A 24,546-nucleotide genomic window follows, 5' to 3' on the forward strand; every position below is an offset into this window, starting at 1 on the left:
TTTCTGGATTAGGAAATTTCCCTGTTGCAATATAATTTTCATCTAATCTTATACCTTTAACATGATATATTTTTGTTGATTCATTTTCTGTAATATTTCGGGAGTTAATAAAAGCTTGGAACAATACGGGGTAACTTAAAAAATCACAAAGCGGTTTACATGATCCAATATCAACAAAACATTGCAATGTTTTGTTTTTTCCATATGTATCAAGATAATATTCCAAAATAGCGCCATAGTCACCCCATCTTTCTGAGCGCATCCAACCACGTGCATGAAAACAAACATTTCCTTCCGCATTAAAAAATGGTTTATGATTATTAAATAATGGATTTGGTAGGGATTCAGAAGGTGAACATTCTAAGTATTTTTGATCTATGGTAGCATTGCCACTCAAAAAAACTAACTGTAAATAGATTCCTATTCGATTTAGACCACTAAAAGCAAAAATTTTTGATAATTTCATATTGTTTTGCCAATATGAATACGCGCTACCATACTTATGCCAAGTAGTTTGTGAATCTATAAGAGGTTCCGAAATATGCTTTTGAAGATATTCTCTTCTGCTTTTAGCAGTTGCTTTTATTTTGTTATGCCAACTTTTATCTACGAGTGCCAATGAGCACAGGGAATTATGGTCCAATAATGTAATATCATTAAGGAGAATTATTTCTCTGAGAATATGACCATACCCCAAGATATCCATGCATAGTGAATATTGTGTGAATGATATAAATGTTATCAAAAAACTAATTCTTAAAGATGTAATCATGAAGGCATCCTGTAATTGTTTAATTTATTGTACCAAAAATAGTGCATTGTTCCATATAAAATCAATTGTACATCATTGTTAATTATATATATTGGAATACGCTTAAGTACCGGTTGCTTGCTTGACACGCAATTAAAATATTCTGGTAAAAAAATATCGGATAACATCTTTTGATGAACAGTTGCCGTTTCTCCCACAAGATATATTCCACCAAAAGGAAGTATTGTCCATACAAAATTATACGTAAATCGCGCATAAAATTTAAAAAATAGATCTGCTGTTGCTCTGCATAAATCATCATCTATTGCATACGAAAGAATAGTTATGGCATCATGTTTATCTCTATCTATTGCATTGCTATAAGATTGCATATTTTGTAATAACTGATACGTATATTCAATTCCAGATAATGAAACAAAATTTGCCCAATGAACAGTACTCATATTTCGTTTTTGTTTCATACCCATAGCAAGATCAAAAATAATAATAATAATATGCTATATAAAATCATAATAATGCGATCCTAGTTTTAAGTTAAAATTACCTTTTTATAGGTGATGGCATACACATTGCTAGACATGCAGCAAAACAAGCAAAAGTGAGCATTTGAGGATGTGTAATTATTTCTGTAGCCGTTCTTGCAATAGGATTAACATAAGGTGCTATTGATTCTGGCAAAATATCACAATTCTCTGCCATTTGATCAAAAGTGAATCTATTATCATGCAATGCTTGAGAGGCCTGACGAATGCCATAATTAAGTACAAAATTTACTGTTACTCCAAAAATCATGTCCCGAATATAAGTCTCTAATTTTATTTTATCTGGTTTTGTGTCATTTAGTACAAATAATTTTCCAATCACCAGCCCTGATCCGACCATAAGTCCCATTGTTTCCAAAGCGGATTTTTTTGCATGCTCGTTTTTATCAAATAACTTATTTGCTGCTGTTGCAGAACTAATCGCACATCCACCTATGCATATCGCTTCGGTTAGAATAGCCATCATATTACCAGTAAATGTTATTGTCATTACCATTACTAATACACGAAAAATTGCATAGTATCTATTCATAAAAAATTCCATGTTTTAATATCTCACATTCAACCTCGAAGTGCATAAGTAACATTTAAGCCAGTTGGTTGACAAAAGACCTCGTTCTTAATTTGCAACAATAACTGGCCTCTGGCTTATTTAGCTACTCCAGTTATGCACTTCGAAGTTGAATTCAGGTAATATAAAATCACATAGAAACTAATTATTGTAACGTTACTCATTAATTACAGTGTATTAAAAAAAACAAAAATCAACAACTAGGGTTTTTCAATCTTTTTTCTCATTTTACCCATACAAAATAAATTGGAGGTACCTCCGCTGATTGTTGTGCCTTCTCTAATAATTGTATAATTTTTCTATTATTTTCTTCTTTTTCAAGATTATTTTCTTCAAATTTTATATTTTTTGCTGTTGTAAGTGCACTCATAATAATAGTATATTCCCACGGATGCGGATAGCCTTTATGAGTATTTGATGAAAGAAGTGTTTTTAAAATAATTGGATTATTTATGTGTACGGCAGATGTAAGTAATGTATTCATGTAATCACGATTTATTCTCACATTTAGGTTTGCACCTTTGTGAATAAATAGTGTAACTAATTGCGCATTACTTTCTTTGATTGCCATATGTATTGGCCAATTAAAATTATAATCAGGATTATTGTCATAGCCATATACTCCATAATCTCTCATTTTTAAATTAATATTTGCGTCTTTTTCAAGTAGCAATGCGCACGTAGAATAGCAATTATTTTGTATAGCACATAGTAGGGCAGTATAACCATTAGGTAAATGAACGGCGTTGCTATCAGCGCCATGGGCAAGAGCATATTTAGTAAAATAAGGAATGTTAGCTTGTATAGATCTTATAAGAAATGCATCTATATTAGATGTATCAAGATGGAGTAATGACATAAGATTTTCGGAAATAAATGCATTAAGAGTTTTACACGTCATTCGTAATGAAAGAACCTCTTGAGCTATTATTGGTAAATTTTTTTTGATATTCGCATAATTTTTTTCGTCCTCTGTTTTATCCTCACATTCTTCATCATTAGGTAAATGTATCGATGGAAAAGCTAATGTACATACATGTTTTAAAATATCATTTGGTAGTACAACAGAAGATAATGTACTGTTCATTGGATGCATTGAAACGGTATAAAATATGAGAAAAATTACGCTATAGCTGTGATTCATAAAAAGACCTTTTTGAAAAATTTTTATCTACAATTATATTTTTTGTAATTTTACTAACAGCTTTTTATTATAATATGGAATCGCATATACTAAAGTATTTTTAACTGATTAAGATTTTAACTCTTGAGCATATTTGTTAAAAGGTAATTGTCCATGATGTGTATTAAATGAAACAATTAAAAACAGTTCTTTATATTCTGATTATTACTTTATCATTTGGAATTATAAGCAATTATAAGAATCTCGTTCTGTAATCATATGAAGCAATTTAGCCCATCTATGCCTAATCATACTACTTTTCAAATCGATTTCAATTTTTTGAGTGATATGTAAAATTTTTTCACATGCAGGCTTATAATTATTTTTAACTAAAGCCATAAAAAGACCTATACCTAATAATTGTACACGGATATTAGATGCGATTATTGCCTTTTCAGCATATTCCAAGGACTTTTCAGCTATGCGCGCGTAATTCTTTTTTACTAATGTTGTGCACAACATAATTCCTGATAATTGAATATAATCATTTGATGACTTTATCATGTCTTCAGCAACTTGCGCTATATATTCAAAACTTAGTTGATAATCATTTTCAATTAATAGCTCAAAAATTTTAATTCCTGTATCATGAATAATGCTATTCGATGAAAGAATTGCTTGTCTAGCTGCTTGTAAAGCATGTTCAAAAACTTGTGGATAATTTTGCTTTATTAATAATTTCACCAAATCAATAGTTATGTCATTAATTTCACTATTTAGTGATAACGTACCATACATGATAGCGTTTGATGCATCTCGAAATGCTGGCGTATAATTCATTTCGACTAATATTTTGAATAATTTTATTACTCCAAACTGGATGCTTTGATCTGTAGATGATGAAGCGGTTAAAGCTATTTCTAATGATTTTGCAAAGGCTGGCGTATAATTTTTTTCAAATAGCGCATTCAATAAATTAATATGTTCGATTTGCAAATAAGTTTTTGATGGCATCATACTATCGACAACTGCTTGTAATGCTTTTTTAAAACTTTGTTTGAAATCGTTTTCGACCAAAAGAGTAAATAGTTCTAAGCCAGATAAGTGCGTACGTTGATCTAAAGATGCTGTTGCATGAGAAGCTTTATCAATTATTGATGTAATAGTAGCACAGGATCTCTCTCTTTCTTCATTATCAATAATTTTTACAAATAATCTCAAAATATCACATTTAGCCAATTCTCTTTCCTCCTTTGGTTGTTTTTTAGCTAATCGCAATAAAAAATTTTTCATTGCAATCTTATGACTAAATGGCATCTGAGAATGTGCACACTCAGATATTTTTTGTAAAATATCTGGTAGCTCAGCAGTATTTTCACCATTAAGAACAAAAAGATTAGAATACAAAAATTCTGAATTATTTTTGATATGATCAAGTTGATTAGTAACTTTAGTTGCTAAAAAACTAAGACTCGATTGGTCAAAAAGTTTTTCAAATAATGGCGCGAGTTCTTCGCTAGGAGGTTTTACTATTACCTTAAATTCTCCATGAGAAAATGATGTTACAAATTGACAGGTAAAACCTGCAAGATGCATAGTGGCGTATAATTTTGTAGATGTAGAGTCAAGATTATTAAAATTCTTTTCCTCACTTTTTTTATCTGGTAGTTTTGTTGCCGCTAAAAAACCAGTTGCATGTAATTTTGTACATAACTTTGAGAAATAATAGTCAATAAAATCAAATCTCGTAAATTCTTTTTCTAAATCTCCTTCATCATCAAAAAGATTTAGTCCGAATATATGATTAAGAACAATAATTACATTTTTTATCGATGGTAACAATTCGTATCCATATTCAGTTTTTTCAAGAATGGTATATTTATGTTCAGCAAGCCAATGTAATAGCTCTTGATTCTGCTCATTGCCGGGTATAGCTATAAGTCCATTCGCTAATAAACCAATATTTTTATAAGATCCCATTGTGTCATCAATTGCTTTAACATAAGTAGCATAAGGAATATTAGAAACAACTTTAATCCAAGTGCTATGGGCTTCTGGCGAAGAAGCCATATTTACATCATCAAACAATGTTAAATATTCAATCAAAAACGGATGAACATTATTTCCATCGATATTTTCTTTTAATCGCTCATGTGTAAACTTATTTTGTTCAGCATCGTAAGCATATAGATTAATAAAGTTGCGTATTGGCGTCTCTCCACAATCTAAGAGACGAATTTCTTTGCCCGATTTGTATTCATAAACGACAAAACTGTGTCCAATCGGTGTTGGAAATCCTTGAGTTTGCTGAGAACAGTATACAAGCTCAGCAAATTTTTGTTGTATAGTGGATGCAAGATTATTTGATGAAAATATTTTTGCAAGTATACCAAAAGCTTGAGGCTGTGTTACCTGTTTAAATTCATCCTTAACCCATATATCATTCAAGTCAGAGATAAGCACTTTTTTGTCTAAATGATTATTAAGTTCATCATAAAATATCTTTAAAATAGATCGATTATTACTATATTTTTTATACATAAAGGCTAACAGAATCATTTGTGTCATATGCTGCGGATAGAGCGCATCAGTATTTTGCGGGTTACATTCTGCTAATGAATTAAATACGATAGTTCCCATATGAGCACCAAGCTTTGCTTGATATTTTAATAATCCATCAAGAACTCCGTGTATATATGCAAGATTTTTGCAAATCCGTGTAACAGTTATTACATGGGCAATTTGTTGAGAATAATTTATCTGATTCTTTTTTTTATGTAATGAAACTTGTCCAATAAATGTTTTCCATGCAAGATGATTTTTTTTAGTAAGATATAAAGGATTTTTTATAAGTTTAGGTGCAAGCTCTTGTAAATTTTTATGCGTAGCTAATGTATTTATGGCATTTTTAAAAATGTGATAATCAGTGCTAACGCTGTGGCATAACGCAAGAGTATGTGCTATTTTTTGAGCAATCACTACCGGATCATGATATTCAAGTTGTTCTGTTGCTTTGGGTTCTGCCTCTCCTTCAAACCCAGGTATACGATAAAAAAATGTATGCACAAGTCGTACGGTGTGATCTATTGAGTCAATTTGTTTATAATTTTCAATAATATTACGACCTTGCTTATCTATACCATAAATAGGATGAATATTTCCGCGATCATATAATCCTCCAATTAATCCTGATACACAAAAAATTGCTCCATGAGCTAATGAAAGATGCTTATAATCATTAGAAAGAATAGTATCAGTACTTTTAATGTTTTTAAGCATGCATTGCACATCACAACTAATAAAAAAAAATAATAGACACATAAGGAGATTGTTCATTATCGAACCTAATTCTTATAACTGAAGTATATTTATGCGTATTTTAACGATCTTCCAAGCATTATTTTTTTGTTAATTTGCTTGTGTTTGTTATTTTAATTATACATTGTGTGATAATTTTTTCTAATATAATATCACGATAGACAATTATTTCTCTGGCAGTATTGTCATGTTCCAAAGCATCCATGCATAGTGAATATTGTGTGAATGTTATAAACATTATCAAAAAAATTAATTTTTAAAGGTGTAATCATCAAGATATCCTGTATATGTTTAAATATGTTTAAACATATTTTTCTTTTCACTAAAAAGTTCCTTGTAATTTCGAAGTTTAAGTTCGAGTTTACAAGGAACTTTAGCTAAAATTAACTATTTAAGGATTTATCATGCCATTCTATTAATAGTTGCGGTAGATAGCATGCAATAGTTTTCATTTCTGAATTATACTTATTCCTGTGTAATTCAATAACTAATCGATTAAATTTATTTGGTGAAAGTTTTACGTGTTTATCATCCTCTACTGGCTGCCTTGGTGCTTGTGAGAATGAATTATCATAACTTAGGTCTAAAAAGCTTTTATGTCCAGAACGCCTATATCCTGTGTATAATGACTCTTCGTCGTACCATTGTTTATTTTTTTGTGCTCTAATATTTTTCTGTATCTCAAGCTTCTTTGCTGCCATCCATTGATCAAGTTCATTCTGTGAAATCTTTGAATTATCCCTAGAATTTTTTCGTAATTGTTCTTGTTCTTTGTTATATTCTGCCAATTGTAGCTGCCCAAACCAGTGTTTTAATTCGGGCGTTCCAATGCAAGTTTGAACTCCTGGCATGTGTTGTGCGGCAAAAGAAGGAATACTTTGAATAATAATGCATGCAATAATAAGAGATAGTTGTTTCATCTATGTACCTTTGTTGTAGTGTAAAAAATATATTTTTTTAGTAGGATAGCAAATTAAGAGATGATAGTGTTGAAATTGAGTTTTTTATATTTTAGTTGGGAAAAAGATGAAGAGTAGAAATGTTGTTTTTGTGCTATGCGTATCTATCATGTATGTGTCAAATACATGTCCAATGTTGATTCCTGCTGTTAAGCGAATACCGCGTTCTCTCTATTTAAATACATCCTCTCCAGTTATTCAAAAAAGAGATTCGAGTGGCATATCAGAAATTTTTGGAGCATTATGGTTATTACCAGTAGTCTGTGTGCTTTATGGAGTACCTGTATTGATTGCTGGCAGCGTCGGTATTATTATCATTGGGGGAACTGTTAATGTTATTGATGTTATGAGTAAAGTTACTTCAAAAATTATTACGCGAAAAAGTGCTTATAAATATGTTAATGCGGTTGATGCATGTGGTAGTGCATATGTTACAAAAAGCTCTTGCAAAGATTGTGTATGTAGTAAAGATGGCAATACCACAAAATTTTTAGAAAATATTAATCGTGGATGGTATACTCGGATGCAATGTTTGGAAGATATACATGAGCGATATAATCAATGTTGTTTAGTTGAATCAGAAGTAATAGATAATTTTTGGTTTGAGTCTACAAATAAAAATAAGACCATTGATATAGAAAAGTATCGCAATAAATTTGGTCTTATTACGCATAAAAAAGAATGTTTATACAATGCCATAAGTCTTATACAACAAGATATGCCTAATTTGCAAAAAAAATCAGAAAAATTGTATGCTGAACGATTGGGATTGGTAGCTGCATCAGAAGAAGTAAAAAATTGTGTTGTACAAGCAGAAAAAATTAATGAAATGAATGAAATCATTGCAAAGGTTATTGAGCAACATCATATGCCTATAAAAAGACAGCCAGAGTTTAAGCAAATGAATAATACATTAGCATTAAAACAATCAACTGAAACCGAATAAAAAATAATAGATAAAAAAAATAAAAAAAAGGTGCTAATATTCATCAAAAGAAGATGATATAGCAAAATGTAATTTGCGTTGTTAAAGAATGTATTATCCCCACCATTATCAACTAATAGATTGTGCAGTAATAGCATGTAATATAAAAAATATACAATGCTTATGGAACATAAGGCAGACATCAATGCACAAGACTATAGCGGCAATATACCAATTACGCTTACTAGCTACGGGACTAAAGATGAACAAGCTGAAATGGAAAAGTTACTTTTATCCTATGGTTCTCGTGAAAAAGGCATACTTACTCTTTAATCGTGTTGGGTGTAATTAACGATAGATAAACTACCAGTTTTACTGGTGCGATTATCAAGGCTTGGTTTTTAGATTTGAGAGATATTATTAGCATACTTTCTGGACTTGATTCCGCATTGTATGTCGATTATCACTGATGAATTAGGTGTAATGATTAAGCACGAACAAGAAATCGCGGGTATAGCTGATGAAGAACGTTTTGCAGCACATAAGCAAAGGGAAGATACTTTGGATTAATGCTGCAAGAACATAAATTTAGAAGTTTTAAGCGTAGGTTAGATATATAATAATGCTATTGATACTACTAGAATACGATGTTAGTGGATTTTCTTTAAAGCTTTTTTTTAGATTGAGCTCACATCAGTTATTAATAGTGGATTTGTATCTAATGTCTTTATACATTGCGTGATAATTTTTTCTTTTGTTTCTGGATTAGGAAATTTCCCTGTTGCAATATAATTTTCATCTAATCTTATACCTTTAACATGATATATTTTTGTTGATTCATTTTCTGTAATTTTCTGGGAGTTAATAAAAGCTTGGAACAATACGGGGTAACTTGTAAAATTACTAAGCGGTTTAGATGATCCAATATCAACAAAACATTGCAATGTTTTTTGTTGCCCATGCGTATCAAGAGAATATTCAAAAATAGCGCCACATTCACCCCATTCTTTTGAGTACATCCAACCACGTGCATGAAAACAAACCTTTCCTTCTGCATTAAAAGATGGCTTATTATTATCAAATAATGGATTTTCTAGGGATTCAGAAGGTGAACATTCTAAGTATTTTTGATCTATGGTAGTATTTTCATTCAAAAAAACTAACTGCAAATATATTCCTTTTCGATTTATACCATTAAAATGAAACACTTTTGATAATTTCATATTGTTTTGCCAATATGAATACGCGCTACCATATTTATGCCAGGTAGTTTGTGAATCTATAAGAGGTTCCGAAACATGCCTTTCAAGATATTCTCTTCTGCTTTTAGCAGTTGCTCTTATTTTGTCATGCCAACTTTTATCTACGAGTGCCAATAAGCATAGTGAATTATGGTCCAATAATGTAATATCATTAGAGACGATTATTTCTCTGAGAATATGGCCATACCCCAAGGTGTCCATGCATAGTGAATATTGTGTGAATGTTATAAATGTTATCAAAAAACCAATTCTTAAAGATGTAATCATGAAGGCATCCTGTAATTGTTATAATTAATAAAAACACTGAATTTATCTGATAAAAACTTTTATTAAATAATTTATCAATTTCATCGCTCTGCGTAATTTTTTTTTAAGACCATACACAATAATGTTCTCAGATAGCGGAAATATTTGAGCACTCGGGTAGACAACAATAAGATGATCAAGCTTTTAAATCAACCAAAGCAATCTGCAAACTGGATGCACATGAAACTGAACAGTAATTTCATTTAAAAATTCTTCTCTTTTTATAAAAAATTCCTTGTAATTTCAAAGTTTAAGTTGGAGTTTACAAGGAACTTTAGTTAAGATCAACTATTTGAGAATTTCTCACGCTATTCTATTCATAGTTGCGGGGGATAGCACGTAATAGTTTTCATTGGTGACTTGTATGTATTTCTGTGGAATTCAAGAACCAATCAATCAAATTTATTTAATTGAGCAGAAAACCCTGTCTTTTCAAAGCCGGGGATGAACAGCAGTCATACAAAAAAAATATTTTTTGCATTTTATAATTTCACTGATATGCTTTTCGCCATAGTATTATTTTCAAAAAAAGGATAAACATGTGCACACAAATAATCAAACTAATTACCCACCATTCTCCATTTTTACAAATACTCGGTTTTACCTTTTTACGTATCAGTTTTGGCACAATTTTTCTTATTTTTGGATCTAAAAAATTAATATCTGGTCCTGCGTATCTTACACAAATTGGCAGCGCAATATCTCTTTTTGGTATTACACATGGATATTTATTGTGGGGATGTGCAGCGGCATTAACAGAATTTTGTGGTGGGCTTTCTTACATTCTTGGACTTGGTATACGTGTTAGTTCATTACCGCTAATGTTGCTTTTAATTGTCGCCTTACGTTTTCATCTGAAAAAAGGTGATATGTTTTCTACATGGGGATTTGCGGCCCTTTGTTTATGCATTGTAGTAAGTTTTTTCATTGCAGGAAGTGGTACCTATTCTGTAGATCACCTAATGCATTGTTGTATGAACAGCCAACAATAAATTGATTGTCCTTATCATATAAAACATTTATTCTTATTGTTCTCCACAGAGCAACATTATTTCATAAAACAATAAGGATTATTCTATGCATAAATATCGTTTAATTATTAGTATCGGATCATTAATTACTGTACATGCATTGGCAATGAATAAGGTGCCATCATTGCAAACAATAACAGCGAACAATATAGCAACTGGCTATGGAGTAACTAATAATAATCGTCAAAAAAATAGCGCTGCGCTCATAACAACACTACAAAAGAGCATAGATGAGTGCAAAAAAAAGCATGTTGGCAAATATGGCTGGACAATAAATACAGGCAGTGGAGAAGAATTTTTTGGCAAAGAAAATTATACAGCATTTATACCAAAACTTGGCATTAAAAAATCATATCAATTACACACGCCATTTTTAATAAAGACTCACTATGCAAAAAACTTATACATCATAGGCGAAGGTAATAATTTATGTACATTTAATATAAAATCGAATAATAAACAAACAACGTTATCAGGCCATACAAAACCAATAACTTGCTGCACAACCGTTCCAGGAAATGATCATATAATACTTTCAGGTTCAGAAGATACCACTATTAAAATATGGAATATAAGTAATAATACATTGCTGCACAATGTAACAGGCCACCATTGCGCAAGTGTTAAACACCTTGCTGCAGAAGATAATATTTTTTGTTCAACAGATGAAATAGATCATATGAATATAGGTGATCTGGGATCAGGTATCTGTTATTATATAAAATTACTTCCGCAATATTCATCTCCTGAAAGCCTCATGCTAAACAATAGAATGGTATACTTGGCACATGATGGTGGCTCCATTGAAGTAATTGATTGTCGTTTAGATAAATCTGTATGTAAATGGGATGCGCATAAATATAACGCCATTAACTATATTGTTGCCAGTAAACAACATGCTGAATTGATTTATTCAGCTGCAAATGATAAGACCATTAAACAATGGGATATGCGTAACCTCACTGCTTGTGTCAAAACAATGCAAACAATACAACATCCTGCTTATGCACATAGAGCAGAATTTAATATTAAAAATATCTATGAAGATATTGAAGGCAAAAAAATATTTGCTTCTGATAAGGAACGTATATACGTTTGGGATGTTACACAAGAAAAGCCAAAATTATGCACAAAAAACTACCTTGGCTGCACTATAAAAATAGACAATACGCATAGTATGGTCATGAATGACGATGAAACAAAGTTATATCTTGCAACAACAGATGGAATAAAAACTATTACGCCCAATTGTACATATGAAGACCTTGCTGCGCTATCTAAAAAATAATGCTACCAATTACGTGCCTCAAGAATCTGAGCGCACGTAATAATATCATCAAAATATGCACGTTTAAGCAATGCTTCTTCAGCACCTTCGCTGCAAATGAGCACTTTATGAATTGTCTTGTTTCCTTTATTAGGAAACAACGACAATTTTTTTTCAAATTCAGCAATAACGCTTGTGCCAACTTTACCTTGTAAATATTTCATCTCACAAATAGTGTAGACATTATCAGCTCTATCAAATATCAAATCTATTTGATAACCAGGGTTTTCCTTATTAGTTGCACGACTAAAAAAAACTCCTGATCGATAATGGACTCCAGAAAAATAAAGAATTTTTGCTATAACGTAATGGTATTTACGACAGAACCGTTCAAATGCAAAGCCAAGCCATTTACTATAGCTATCAACTTTTAATGCACTTTTTGGATTATTATCATAGGCGCCAGTTGCAATATTTTTTTGTAATGGCTTAATAAATTTACAATAAAAATGCATATAATTATCATCAATTGCATACCGAGTTAGAACGGTATTTTCTTCCAGGTTAAATGGATAATAATGAGTAATAAAACCAGACTTTTCTAAATCCAATAATACATTAGTCAAGCTTCCACCCGACGATATATCAAGTAGTTGCATTAACTCTGTTCTTGTCGCAAATTTTTTTGTACTTACAATATCAATAATTGCTCGATAATATTTATTGTTCGACATACTGCTCGTGAAAATACGCTCATACTCGCGCGCAAAAAAACTTCCAGAAGTAAATGAATGCTTGCATAGACTAATAAATACTGAAGATTCTTTAGTGATCCATTTTAAATATTCTGGAACACCACCAACGGTTAAATATGCATCAAAAACTTCTCTGACGCTTCGTTTTTTAAGAAATTCCTTAGTTTCATAGACATTAAATTCTTTAAGATGAAATTCATACTGAGATCTGTTATATAATGCTTTGGAATGTATAACATGATCAATCATAAATGAAGGTGCAGAGCCGCATAAAATTACAATTAACTTAGGGTTATGACGAAAAAAATTATCCCATACATATTTTAGTTCAGCGATTAATGTATCATCATAGCGCGCAAGCCACTGCAATTCTTCTAAATAAATTGTCCATTTGCCTTTTCGTGTGTAATCATAGAGAAGTTCAAAAAACTCTCGCCAACTAACTAGAACTGTTTTGGTTAGCAAACGACTTTCAGCATATGTTGCTAATTGATTCATTGCATGCGCAAGTTGAGATTTTTGCGAAAGACCTTCTATTCCTTCAAACTTTAATAAATTTCTTTCTCGAAATGCTTGTTCAAGAAGCTCGGTTTTTCCAATCCTTCTTCGACCATACATGATAATAATACTAGCTTCATGGGATAAACCAATTTTCTGTAACCGTTGTAATTCAGCAATTCTGCCAATAAAATTCTTTTTTATTTTTACGTGTAATGATTTCATAATGCTATCCTTATTTTTAGCCAACTAACTCTATTTTACATTATACTTGGCTAAAATTGCAACTAAACATTTAAGCCAACTATATCCTTTATATAGGCTAGTTGGCTTGACGCATGCTATTTCACAACAGATAATTTTTATCTTGCCTTTATCACATAACTGCCTTAAACTAGATACATGCAAAATAGGGAGTTTTTCTTCACACAATCGTTCAACACAGATAGGACAAACATGTTTAAAAAAGTATTATTAAGCGCATTATTTGCAGTGTCTACACTTGCAACAGCACAAGTACAATTAGATCTTGATTTAACAATAATAAGTCAGGATATTGAACGTCATGCAACAGGTACAATTATTATTGATGAAAATAAAACTACATCAGTTGTTTTTGACAATCTTGATACATTAATCATTAGTTTTTCAGCGCAAATAGATGGTCAAATTGTTAAACTTCAAACTCAATTTTTTAAAGCAATAGAAAATAGTGATGATGTAGTTGTTATTACTGAACCATTACCAGTAGAAGTATCATACAATGAATCAGCAACTATTACTGTTAATGAAGCAGATAATAATGGATCATTGATTCTTGTGGTTACACCTTCAATCGTAGAATAAACACATTTTTCCCTGTTTTGCTTATCAAATAAAAAAAGGCCTTTGAATTAATTTTCAAAGGCTTTTTTATGAATTTACTCAAAAGAAATTGCTGTATACCTATTTTCTTCTTTTGTATAAACAATACTTAATGTTTTTGTCGCAAATTGACATTATTTAGTTTTGTGATAGATTAATATAATCACCGTAGTTAATTATATTATGTTAATACCCTTTATCATGGAGTCAACGATGGCCATAAAACACGTATCACTATTGTCGTTATTATTAGTTAACGGTTTCATTTTTTCTAATCCAGTAACTAATCTTGAACTTAGAAAAGAACTTCAGCAAACATTAGATGCTCATTATTGGTCAAAAAAAACAATTAAAAAACTGCGAAATGGGTTGTTATTGGATAAAAATAGCTTAATTAATCAGACGCTCGACAGTATTCTTATTGAGCATTATAAGCAAGAAATATACTTAGCATTACAAGCAATTCCCTTGGAAAATAGAGAAGCATGGAGTTCTGATATTTATTCGATTTTAATGGTAGGCCTAAATAACTTCTTAATAGGACAAGAGGGACCTGCTCTAATGTCAACTTTTGATGGGTCAGAAATGGGAGGTATTGGAACTAAATCGCGAGCATTACGTGAAGTTAAACAGGAAACTAATAATTTTACAACAATTCCCTATTTAGACCCTTATTTAGAGAATCCATTGGCAAATTCATTAACACGTGGAGAAATAAATCACAGAGTAATAACATTTTTTTTACACTTATAATATCGCGATAAAAACTACCGTGCCAATTCTAACGATAATGAAGATTACAAAAAATTTTTGGATAATCTTCTCATTGAACATTATAAAAAAAAATTAATTTTATTGCTACAAGAAATTCCAGTAAAAGATAGAAAAACAGTTGTCGAAAGTATAAGAGAAATATTAGTTAGTGGCCTAGATAACTTTTTAACAAAAAGCTCAGGACCAGCTGTATCTTTTGTATCTGACGGATCAGAGATAGGGTTTTATGGAACTAAGATGAAAGCACTCCGTAAAATTAATATTTCTTCTCTTAAGTATATTCCTTCTAAAGGGGAATTTCTAGGTGAAACACCAGAGAATATGGCAATAAAACTCTATAACAATTTATAATATGGTTGTAAAACTAAATTTGAGGATGGTTATATAAAAAACTATTCTCAATTTTTTTAATCAATCCATAACAAATTTACGAGAAGTAAAAATTGCATATGCAGTTGCAAGCATAACACCAGCAATATAGAGAGCGGGAAAATAAGAAATACCACTGATGTACCATAACCATAAACAAATTGGTGTTGTCATATGTCCTAATGTTGCTACGCCTAATGCATTACCCATACCCACAAGAAAATATTTATCTGATGCTGAAAATAAGCTATTAAACCAAAAATGTAACGGACATAAAAAAACCAAACCCCAGCCTACAATCCAGATACGTACTCCAGTGACGTATACCAACGATGCGCCTGGTAAAAAGAAAAATAATGGTATAATAGTAGATGCCAAAATAACTGCTGCGTAAGTCATTGTTGTATGAATATTATAACGCATTACACATCTACCAATAATAGGTATAAAGATCATATCGAAAATTAATAATGTACTATTAAGAACCATCATAGTAGGTAAGGTGATTGATGTGACAAATGGTACAAAATTATTCATAAAAACAAAAGGTACTGCATAGGTAATATGAGAAAAGCAGGTTGCCGCGGCAACACGCATCACATTACCGCGATTGCGCCATAATAATGAAATACTTGAAATAGTATAATCATCAAAGAGTTCTTGTTTTTTTATCTCATTTTTATTAAATTCATACGATCGTAAAAAATAACCAACAAAACCGGTTATTCCACCGCACCAAAAACAAACTCTCCACAGAGCATGATTAGATCCAATAACTATTGTTGATACAATTGATGCGAGGATAATACCAAGCATAGTAGAACTGTGATAAAAATGAGATGCTATCAAAGCCTGTTTCTCTGACTTATGTTCCATAATATATAATTTAGCTATAGTACTTTCTCCTGCAGCGCAAATACCTCGTATCAGTCTCATACATACCAAACTTAATGGTGCCAGCCACGCAATGGTTGCATGACTTGGAATACTGCCAATGCATACCGTTGTAATAGCAACACCAATTAATGAATATGAGAGGCCAATAATGGGTCCTGCTCGTCGTGCAATTAAACCAAAAAGAAATGTGCCAAGTGGGCGAGAAATTAAGGATGTTATCGATGTTGCATAGGTTAATATTAATTGTACAATTGGATCATGGTCAGGAAAAAAAACTGGCCCCATTACAGGAGCCAAAAATCCATATAAAGATGTATCAAAACGATCCAATGCATTGCCAATTAGGATTGATATATCTTTTTTCATTTAAAAATTTTCATATAACGCGCATACAAATAATTTATGCGAGATCGCTATCATCATTGAGAAAAAATTGCGTATTCATCGGTGTACCAAGATGTAAACGTGCTGCCAATGGTTTATCTTTATATAATAATGCTTCTTGATTAAGCATCATTGCGTCAATATCAGCTTTTTGATCAAGCACAATATCTTTACCAATAATTTTTTTATTTGGTAACGTTACTCCATCTCCAGGAGTTATAAAATAACCTTTTTTTGTTGATACTACTTGATAGTGAATATGGTATAGTGTTGGATTGTCTTTTAAATATGGCCCTTCCCATTTCTCTGGATGTACTAAATTCATTGGCCCTACTTCAGAACCCGAAAATTTTTCCACATTCAAAAAATTAATATGATTTTTTTGTTCATCAAAATCAATAATAATGCATGTTTTATGAATACGATGAAAAATATCACGCAATTGTATTACCTCTTGAGCAATCATTAATCCAGCATCATCTTTTACGTGATATATGGTATCAAAAAAACTCATACCAATAAAAAAAATAATTCCAACGCAAACCGTGATAAATAAAAAACGATTACGATATTTTTTCATCTAACTTCCTTCTCTAGTAATTATTTATAATCCAAACACATAACACCACGTACTTCATTCATGGTTTGTGCGGCAATGTGACGAACTTTTTCTGATCCTATCAATGCGTAATTCATTACTTCTTGTGTATCCTGTGCATAATATGCCCGTCGCTTTCGAATAGGTTCTAATAATGTATTTAATATATTTATTAGTCGCTTTTTGAGTGCAACATCACCAAGCCCGCCTCGACAGTAATGAGCTTTTAATTCTGCCAAAACATCAGTCTCTGTATCAAAGATATCAAGATAGCTAAATACTACGTTTCCTTCAACTTTACCAGGATCATTAACATGAATGTGATCGGGGTCTGTGTACATTTTCATTACTTTTTCCGCAATGATATCAGCAGAATCAGACAAAAAAATAGCGTTATTTAATGATTTACTCATTTTTGTTTTTCCGTCAATACCAGGTAATCTACTAATTTTAGAAGTATGGGCTGTTACATGACCAAATACTTCTTTATTATATGTACGATTAAATGTATGTATAATTTCATTTGTTTGTTCAATGTGTGGCAATTGATCTTCGCCTACCGGCACAATCGTACCTTTTACGATAACGATATCTGCTGCTTGGGATACTGGATAGGTTAAAAATCCTGCAGATAAACGTTCACCAAATTCCTTCTGAATGATTTCAGATTTAACTGTTGGATTGCGCATTAATCTATTTACTGATACCAAATTGAGAAAATAGACGGTAAGTTCAGCTATTTCAGGAATAAGTGATTGTATAAATAGTGTTGATTTTTGTGGATCAATGCCAACGGCTAGATAATCAAGGCATACTTCTAAAACATTTTTACGCACCATTTCAGGTCGATCAAAATAATCTGTCAAAGCTTGTGTATCAGCAATCATCACAAATTGTTTATATATTTCCTGCATTTCTATACGTGTTTTAAGTGAACCAAGATAATGTCCTAGGTGCAGTGGCCCTGTTGGACGATCTCCCGTTAAAACAATAGATTCATGTGCCATTTTGTTATACTTTAACTTAATTATTTATATTTTAATATCCAATTCCTATGTAAAATAGATTTTAATTAAGCATACAGATCAAACTAAAAAAAACAAAACATCATGTTTTTTATAGGTGAAGTAAGATTAAAATTAACTATATTATCTTTATATATAAATATGCTCTTGTTAAAAATATTGCTTTTTTTAATTATTATTTGTAATACTTAAACTAACTAAAAGAAATTTACACAAATTTTTTATGTTAATATACTAAAATCGTTTTAATTAAAGGATGTACGATGAAATTTGCTTATTTTTTACCTCTATTGATTGCTTGTTTTGTAATGCATAATGCTTATTCAATGAATATAGAAACAGGACAAGAATTTTCACCACAGTTTGCACTACAGCTTGCTACTGATGCTTATAAACTAGCTCAAGATCTTAATAAAACAGCATTGCCGCAATTTCAATCATCTCAAGAGAGAATTTCTTATATGTACCAACAAGAAAATGAAATAAAAGAAAAAGCGTATGAGGCGATAGAAATAGCAAAGAAACATATGAATACAATAAGAAATAGATCCTTATCTCAAAAAACAATAAACATAGCGAATAAGGCACTTAGTATGATTACTATGACAGCAAATTAAATTACCTATAAAAAGTAAAAAGAAACAAAAGAAATAAGCTGTGTACAGCTTTATTTCTTTTGTTTCTTTTTACTTTTCTTAATCTATGTATTTCTTTAATTATTATGTGACTCTTGTGATAATAGAAGCACTTACGGTAAAAATTAAAGAAAGGAAAAATATCATGTTATATGTTCTTTTTTTACGAGATTGTGTTGAAATACTGTTATATACCACATTTTTATATATATTTTGTAAGTGGTTGCAAGTTGATAGAACTAAAAACCTTATTATTTATTTTTTTGCGTATTGTATTTTTGCAATAGGCGCCTGGATAATTCAATTGCCAACTATTTCTCCTTTTTTATTTACTTACGCACCAGTGGCTTTACTTTTATTTATTATTTTGCACGAAAAAATATTGCAACGTAATTTGATTGCTTTATGTCCCATAGTTCCCGTGCGTGCTGATCATGATGATTGGCTTGATATACTAATAAGTAGCAGCCTTACTGTAATTAATACACAAAAAGCAATTACCATTATTATTGAAAATAAAGATTCTTTAGATTATTTTTTAACTATTCCTTTTTATATTAATGCGAATATCAGTAAGCACCTTTTAGATATTCTTTTGATTAGCACATACTATAATGAACAAAAAATGATATGGGTGGATACTCAAGGAAAAATACGCGGTATTAATGCTGTATGGTCATATGAAACTCCTTTCCATACATTACAAAATGATGCGATTATCATTAGTGCTCATCCAATTAGCCGAACATTTACCTTTATTGTTTCAGGAAAAGAAACAAAAAATATTTCTGCTCACCATGTACGTATGTTAATAAAAAAACAACTTTCTTATCGAGCATCACCATCACATAAAGGAATATATCGTGAGCATGATTCACCTGAAAAAACTTTTCCTCACTAATGCACCCTTGGTAATTATTAGTCTTATGTTTGGTTATAGTTTTTGGTATATTGCCAGCTATAATCAAGTAATAACTTTACACATTAATGTTCCTCTCTGTTTTTCTGTAAAAACTGATGATAATTACATTATAGATGCGCCTGAAACAGTAAAAATTACTATTGAAGGTAAACGTTCAGATATTTATACATTAGATGATGCTTCTCTTGCAGCACATATAGACATAAATAGGCTTTTGCCGGGCAAACATGGTATAATAATTACTGAGCAACATCTTTTTTTACCAAAAAATATTGCTCTTGTGCACTGTAAACCAGCTAATCTTGCTATCACTATCTCAGAAATAGAAAAACATTAGGAATGTAGATGTCTTATAAAAAAAATATATTTTTTTCTTTCATTGATTCAGTTTGCTCTCTGTTTTTAACAGGGTTATTTAGTATATTACCTATAACATTAACAATAGCAGTTTTTACCCTTACAATACGAGTTTTACAAAGTTGGCTTGAACCTTTAAAGCGTTTTGGAGTGCCCTTTTTAGGGACAATCCCTTATTCTGAATTAATTCTTGCAATTGCCATTATTTTCATTGCAGGAACTTTGTATAATATGTTTATTTTACGTCCGATCATCCATGCAATTGAGCAACTTTTTTCCAGAATACCTCTCATCCGTCCTGTTTACTCCGGTATAAAAAAACTAGTTGATGCATTTAGTCTTCAAAATAAAGTATCATTCACTAAAGTGGTTCGTATTGAATTCCCAAAAAACGGTATGTATAGCATTGGTTTTCTTGCAAATCAGGTAGATGAAAAAATTGCACCTGATAGCAATAAAAAATATTATAGTATCTTTATTCCTACAACACCAAATCCGACAAGTGGTTTTCTCATAATATTACCTGAAAGTGAAATTACTGTTATTGATATCACTCGGCAAGAGGCAATGGCAATGATAATATCGGGCGGAATTATTCAACCTGATACGGTAAAATGATATCAAATCATCTTCAATGCATCAAAGCAGTCAAGTTTTGGTGCCTTTTTTTTATGTGCTTTGGCTAATTGATTTACATTTTCGGGTAAATTAGGCTTTCGCAAAAATAAAGCTTTTCTGTAGTGCGCAATTAATTTTTAGAGGCTAATAATGTCTTTTGTTTTTTTAGCAGAATCTTTAGGGATTGTTTTATATATATTCCATAATTCACAGAGTTGATAAATATTTGCTTTTGTTGTGATAAATTCAATGTCATTGATTTCTTCTTCGGTATATAAATTTAGTTTATATACTTCATCATTCTCATCTACAAAGACAATCGTATTTTCATCTTCAGTTAGTCCCATTGCTGTTGGATTATTGAAATCGAGCGTATACGTAGTGAGTTTTTTATACGTAGAGGAATCAGATATGATTAATTTATTTGGGAATTTGAATATAAGTAATAAATTATTTTTTTCATTCCACAGAATGAAGGGTTTTTTATAGCCAATACCATGTATATTTTTGGTATACCATCTATGAAAAGGTATTATATCATGAGATATTAGGTTCCATAGTATAATTTGTCCATTTGTAAGTCCTACGATTATGGCTTTGCTATCAGGTGCAAACGAAGCTTTTTTTATAATAGAGCTAAATGTTTTGGTATTAGAAACTGTTGAATAAGTAGCATTTACAGCATGATTGCCACAATTATGAATGTTAACGACTGCAAGTTCGTATTCTCCTTGAGCGAGTAATTGTTTATCATTGGGGCTAAACTGAATAGATGTAAATGATGGTGCGGTTGTTTTTATTGTAGTTACAGAGAGATTTGAGATTTGTAGCAATGAAATAGTGTCGTTATCACCGCATATAGCAAAACTAGGGGAATGATGTGCGGAGCATAATGCATTAATTTTATTTATGTTCTTTATTACATGACCACCTTGAGCATGATCGAAGGGTGGCATGTTGCAATATTCGATGCTACATAAATTTTTGTTAGAACTACCGAATACGACCCACTTAAGATCATTACTAAAGACAAAATGATTGATTGTTTTGTCTTTAGTATATGTAATATCCTTTTCAAAAGATTCTTTGTTTATTGTTACCTTTATAGTGAACAGATTTTGATTTTTTGAAGAGCGTAATAATGTTATATAAGACTGTAATTTATTTGTTTGCTTACATAATTCCTTTAAATCGCGAGTGCTAGTTTTGTTTGTGTAATCATTGTAACTGTTCCATTCTTTATAATGTGCTATATCAGGGACAATTTGATATGTGCCATCATGGCGACAGAAAGCTTTAGGGTTTGGTTTTTCATAAGAAATTATTTGAAATGGATTGGTTTCGCTCTTTGATAGTAAAAATTGATGTTTAATGTTAGCTGTTAAAGGTTCAATGAAATGAGGTGTTATAATGTGATGTTCAATAACTTCATCAGGTAAAACATGGAAAGTACCAAGTTTTTTTTTGCGTTTAAATTGTATCCATTGTTGTTGTTTAGCTTTATCATCTTCAGTAGGAGTAGTGCTATCCATTGAATATGCGTAAGAATAAAAAAATAGTAATGTAAAGATATAAAAGGATATATTTTTTTTGTTCATAAAGAAACCTGTATGTGTAATACTGTGGTTGTATAGAATGCCTTTTAAATAGTGCTTTGAACAATATCAAATATTTGCAATTTTGTCATTTCTTTTAATTTTAATGCATTTACAGTAAACTAGCTTCCATTCGTATTGACATGATACACAGGGAGCTTTACATGAATAATAGTTTTATTAGCGTTGAAAAATCATTACCTTTATCTGGCGAAGTTGAACTTGTTGGAGCAAAAAATGCAGTGCTGGTAATAATTGCATCCTTGATATTAACGTCAGGTAGCTCTGTATTACACAATGTTCCTGTTTCGGCTGATGTATTTGAAATGATAGAATTATTACGTTGTCTTGGCGCTATTATTTTTTTTAATACTGAACAACATCAATTATTAGTTGATACATCAACGATATCTTCGTGGTGCGTTAGCAGTACGATCATGCAAAAAACACGCGCATCAATTTTGATTATGGGAGCGTTGTTAGCTCGGTGCGGAAAAGCGCAGGTCGGTCTTCCTGGTGGTGATGCAATCGGGAGACGACCAATTGATTACCACTTAAATAATTTTACTAAAATGGGAGTTGTTGTTCAGCAAGATGGTGATTATTTGTGTGCTAGTGTTGATAGTTTAGAATGTGCACGAATAGTGCTTGAATATCCAAGTGTTGGCGCGACAGAGAATATTATTATGGCGGCAACACGGGCAAAAGGTGTAACAAAAATCATTAATGCTGCATGTGAACCTGAAGTTTTTGATTTAATTGAGTGTTTACGTAAAATGGGTGCACGTATTAGTGTTGAAGCACCGGCAACTATTGTCATTGAAGGGGTTGATATTCTGCATCCAATTGAACACACGGTTATCTTTGATAGGCTTGAAGCAGGATCGTTGCTTATAGCAGCTGCAGCTACAGGTGGAGAGATTAATCTTCCACAAGCATCCGGAGAATATCTTGATGTTTTTTTATTAAAGTTACAAGAGATGGGACATATTGTTGTTGTTGGTAGTGATGGTAAAGGTATATATTTAAAGGCAACGCCATTACCTCGAGCTGTATCATTTAAAACAGGACCATATCCAGGTTTTCCGACTGATTTGCAAGCCCCAATGATGGCATTGCAATGTTGTGCACAAGGAACAAGTATAATTGAAGAAACCGTGTTTGAAAATCGTTTTCATCATGCGCATGAATTAGTCAAAATGGGTGCTAATATAACTATTGAACATAATAAGGCATTTGTTACCGGCGTTGAGCATTTATATGGAGCAGAAGTTATGGCGACAGATATTCGTGCTTCAACAGCATTAGTAATTGCTGGTTTGGTTGCGCATGGGATTACAACTGTGTATGGACTTCAGCATTGGAAGCGTGGTTATGAAGCATTAGAAAAAAAATTACAGTGCCTTGGTGCCAATATTATGATAGATGAAACGTATAATAAAGAAATAATGATACATAAGAATAAAGTAACGGAAAAACATGGTTTTAGATAATATTCATCCCGATTTCTTATTAATTCAAAAATTGGTCTATGAGCCGTGTGGATTACTATGTAGTAATATAACTAGAGAAGTAGAAAGTGCAGAGTATGGAGCATGTACGTTTGATATGAATGATCGTCATATTTTGTTTCGGGTGGGTAAGGTTACACCAACAAAGGTTGGACAGTTTGTTACATTATGGAAACGAGTTAATAATGGTCCTATTATGCCCTATGATGTATCAGATTCTATTGATTTCTTTATTGTAGCCGTTCGAAATAAAAATAATTTTGGGCAATTTGTTTTTCCTAAATCAGTCATGTATGAAAAGGGTGTTTTGTCAAAAAATGGTCAAGGTGGTAAACGAGCAATACGTATTTATCCTGCATGGGATCTAGCAGATAATCCTCAAGCAAAAAGAACGCAAGCATGGCAATTGAATTATTTTTTTGAAATTAATAATAATCAAGTCGTTGATCAAGCTATGGTGGAGAAATTATTTTATTAGATATGTTGAATGTTAAAAATTACCCGTTAATTCGGTGATTTCCGTTGTGATTTTTGCTTGACGTACTTTATTATATTCTAATTTAGTGCTGTTTAATAAATGATTTGCATTACGCGTTGAGTTGTCCATAGAAATAAATCGCGCGGCATGCTCAGAGAGTAATGATTGAAATATGAGATGTTGTAATTGA

Annotated in this window: 25 protein-coding genes; 13 read left to right on the forward strand and 12 right to left on the reverse strand. The window is 31.4% G+C overall.

Going from position 1 to position 24,546, the window contains the following annotated elements; translation table 11 throughout:
• The 6 genes from VLB80_00360 to VLB80_00385 form a co-directional block, all read right to left on the reverse strand.
• On the reverse strand, window positions 1-772 hold a 772-nt coding region (locus VLB80_00360; GenBank protein HSC24655.1), incomplete at its 3' end, for a hypothetical protein.
• The gene (locus tag VLB80_00365; GenBank protein HSC24656.1) at window positions 769-1,233 is read right to left on the reverse strand and encodes a glucokinase; all 465 of its coding nucleotides are present in this window, start codon (window positions 1,231-1,233) and stop codon (window positions 769-771) included. The genes VLB80_00365 and VLB80_00360, both read right to left, overlap by 4 nt.
• A 79-nt stretch (window positions 1,234-1,312) precedes the next feature.
• Entirely contained in the window at window positions 1,313-1,846 is a 534-nt protein-coding gene (locus tag VLB80_00370; protein ID HSC24657.1) for a hypothetical protein, read from the reverse strand.
• A 262-nt stretch (window positions 1,847-2,108) separates the two neighbouring features.
• The gene (locus tag VLB80_00375; protein HSC24658.1) at window positions 2,109-3,029 is read right to left on the reverse strand and encodes an ankyrin repeat domain-containing protein; all 921 of its coding nucleotides are present in this window, start codon (window positions 3,027-3,029) and stop codon (window positions 2,109-2,111) included.
• A 222-nt stretch (window positions 3,030-3,251) separates the two neighbouring features.
• Window positions 3,252-6,344, reverse strand: a complete 3,093-nt coding sequence (locus tag VLB80_00380; GenBank protein HSC24659.1) for a hypothetical protein — start codon at window positions 6,342-6,344, stop codon at window positions 3,252-3,254.
• Window positions 6,345-6,709: 365 nt separating this feature from the next.
• Window positions 6,710-7,246, reverse strand: coding sequence for a hypothetical protein (locus VLB80_00385; protein HSC24660.1), 537 nt, complete (start codon window positions 7,244-7,246; stop codon window positions 6,710-6,712).
• A 106-nt stretch (window positions 7,247-7,352) separates the two neighbouring features.
• On the opposite strand from VLB80_00385, the gene VLB80_00390 reads away from it, so the two are divergent.
• On the forward strand, window positions 7,353-8,231 hold the full coding sequence (locus tag VLB80_00390; GenBank protein ID HSC24661.1) for a hypothetical protein: 879 nt from the start codon (window positions 7,353-7,355) through the stop codon (window positions 8,229-8,231).
• Between the two features lie 162 nt (window positions 8,232-8,393).
• The gene (locus VLB80_00395; GenBank protein HSC24662.1) at window positions 8,394-8,543 is read left to right on the forward strand and encodes a hypothetical protein; all 150 of its coding nucleotides are present in this window, start codon (window positions 8,394-8,396) and stop codon (window positions 8,541-8,543) included.
• A 344-nt stretch (window positions 8,544-8,887) separates the two neighbouring features.
• Here the strand turns inward: VLB80_00395 and VLB80_00400 are convergent, their stop codons facing one another.
• On the reverse strand, window positions 8,888-9,739 hold the full coding sequence (locus VLB80_00400) for a hypothetical protein (protein HSC24663.1): 852 nt from the start codon (window positions 9,737-9,739) through the stop codon (window positions 8,888-8,890).
• A 578-nt stretch (window positions 9,740-10,317) separates the two neighbouring features.
• Between VLB80_00400 and VLB80_00405 the strand changes: the two genes are divergently transcribed.
• Window positions 10,318-10,770, forward strand: coding sequence for a DoxX family protein (locus VLB80_00405; protein ID HSC24664.1), 453 nt, complete (start codon window positions 10,318-10,320; stop codon window positions 10,768-10,770).
• Between the two features lie 85 nt (window positions 10,771-10,855).
• A complete protein-coding gene (locus tag VLB80_00410; GenBank protein ID HSC24665.1) occupies window positions 10,856-12,097 on the forward strand; it encodes a hypothetical protein in 1,242 nt (413 codons plus the stop codon).
• A 2-nt stretch (window positions 12,098-12,099) separates the two neighbouring features.
• On the opposite strand, the gene VLB80_00415 is transcribed toward VLB80_00410, so the two are convergent.
• Window positions 12,100-13,554, reverse strand: coding sequence for an ATP-binding protein (locus VLB80_00415; GenBank protein ID HSC24666.1), 1,455 nt, complete (start codon window positions 13,552-13,554; stop codon window positions 12,100-12,102).
• Between the two features lie 231 nt (window positions 13,555-13,785).
• On the opposite strand from VLB80_00415, the gene VLB80_00420 reads away from it, so the two are divergent.
• The 3 genes from VLB80_00420 (at window position 13,786) to VLB80_00430 (ending at window position 15,318) form a co-directional block, all read left to right on the forward strand.
• A complete protein-coding gene (locus VLB80_00420) occupies window positions 13,786-14,175 on the forward strand; it encodes a hypothetical protein (GenBank protein HSC24667.1) in 390 nt (129 codons plus the stop codon).
• A gap of 231 nt (window positions 14,176-14,406) precedes the next feature.
• Window positions 14,407-14,946, forward strand: a complete 540-nt coding sequence (locus tag VLB80_00425; protein ID HSC24668.1) for a hypothetical protein — start codon at window positions 14,407-14,409, stop codon at window positions 14,944-14,946.
• A gap of 57 nt (window positions 14,947-15,003) precedes the next feature.
• A complete protein-coding gene (locus tag VLB80_00430; GenBank protein HSC24669.1) occupies window positions 15,004-15,318 on the forward strand; it encodes a hypothetical protein in 315 nt (104 codons plus the stop codon).
• 60 nt (window positions 15,319-15,378) lie between these two features.
• Here the strand turns inward: VLB80_00430 and VLB80_00435 are convergent, their stop codons facing one another.
• Genes VLB80_00435 through trpS form a run of 3 tightly spaced genes read right to left on the reverse strand, consistent with a single transcriptional unit; the run spans window position 15,379 to window position 18,222 of the window.
• Window positions 15,379-16,599 carry an MFS transporter gene (locus VLB80_00435; GenBank protein HSC24670.1) on the reverse strand — a complete coding sequence of 407 codons (1,221 nt, stop codon included), beginning with the start codon at window positions 16,597-16,599 and terminating at the stop codon, window positions 15,379-15,381.
• Window positions 16,600-16,633: 34 nt separating this feature from the next.
• The gene (locus VLB80_00440) at window positions 16,634-17,197 is read right to left on the reverse strand and encodes a hypothetical protein (GenBank protein ID HSC24671.1); all 564 of its coding nucleotides are present in this window, start codon (window positions 17,195-17,197) and stop codon (window positions 16,634-16,636) included.
• Between the two features lie 20 nt (window positions 17,198-17,217).
• Entirely contained in the window at window positions 17,218-18,222 is a 1,005-nt protein-coding gene (gene trpS, locus VLB80_00445) for a tryptophan--tRNA ligase (protein ID HSC24672.1), read from the reverse strand.
• A 281-nt stretch (window positions 18,223-18,503) separates the two neighbouring features.
• On the opposite strand from trpS, the gene VLB80_00450 reads away from it, so the two are divergent.
• The 4 genes from VLB80_00450 to VLB80_00465 all read left to right on the forward strand — a co-directional run bounded on the left by VLB80_00450 (window position 18,504) and on the right by VLB80_00465 (window position 20,772).
• A complete protein-coding gene (locus VLB80_00450; GenBank protein ID HSC24673.1) occupies window positions 18,504-18,857 on the forward strand; it encodes a hypothetical protein in 354 nt (117 codons plus the stop codon).
• A gap of 163 nt (window positions 18,858-19,020) precedes the next feature.
• Entirely contained in the window at window positions 19,021-19,776 is a 756-nt protein-coding gene (locus VLB80_00455) for a hypothetical protein (protein ID HSC24674.1), read from the forward strand.
• Window positions 19,739-20,134 carry a hypothetical protein gene (locus VLB80_00460; GenBank protein ID HSC24675.1) on the forward strand — a complete coding sequence of 132 codons (396 nt, stop codon included), beginning with the start codon at window positions 19,739-19,741 and terminating at the stop codon, window positions 20,132-20,134. The genes VLB80_00455 and VLB80_00460 overlap by 38 nt, the downstream gene beginning before the upstream one ends.
• A gap of 8 nt (window positions 20,135-20,142) precedes the next feature.
• Window positions 20,143-20,772 carry a DUF502 domain-containing protein gene (locus VLB80_00465; protein HSC24676.1) on the forward strand — a complete coding sequence of 210 codons (630 nt, stop codon included), beginning with the start codon at window positions 20,143-20,145 and terminating at the stop codon, window positions 20,770-20,772.
• Between the two features lie 137 nt (window positions 20,773-20,909).
• Here VLB80_00465 and VLB80_00470 read toward each other — a convergent pair whose 3' ends face one another.
• Window positions 20,910-22,370: a hypothetical protein gene (locus tag VLB80_00470; GenBank protein HSC24677.1), complete on the reverse strand. Its 1,461-nt coding sequence runs from the start codon at window positions 22,368-22,370 to the stop codon at window positions 20,910-20,912.
• Window positions 22,371-22,531: 161 nt separating this feature from the next.
• On the opposite strand from VLB80_00470, the gene murA reads away from it, so the two are divergent.
• Window positions 22,532-23,860: a UDP-N-acetylglucosamine 1-carboxyvinyltransferase gene (gene murA / locus VLB80_00475; protein HSC24678.1), complete on the forward strand. Its 1,329-nt coding sequence runs from the start codon at window positions 22,532-22,534 to the stop codon at window positions 23,858-23,860.
• Complete coding sequence (locus VLB80_00480; protein ID HSC24679.1) at window positions 23,847-24,356, forward strand: MepB family protein; 510 nt, start codon at window positions 23,847-23,849, stop codon at window positions 24,354-24,356. The genes murA and VLB80_00480 overlap by 14 nt, the downstream gene beginning before the upstream one ends.
• Window positions 24,357-24,546 lie beyond the last annotated feature (190 nt).

It is taken from the genome of Candidatus Babeliales bacterium (assembly GCA_035455925.1).
GTDB lineage: Bacteria > Babelota > Babeliae > Babelales > Vermiphilaceae > SOIL31.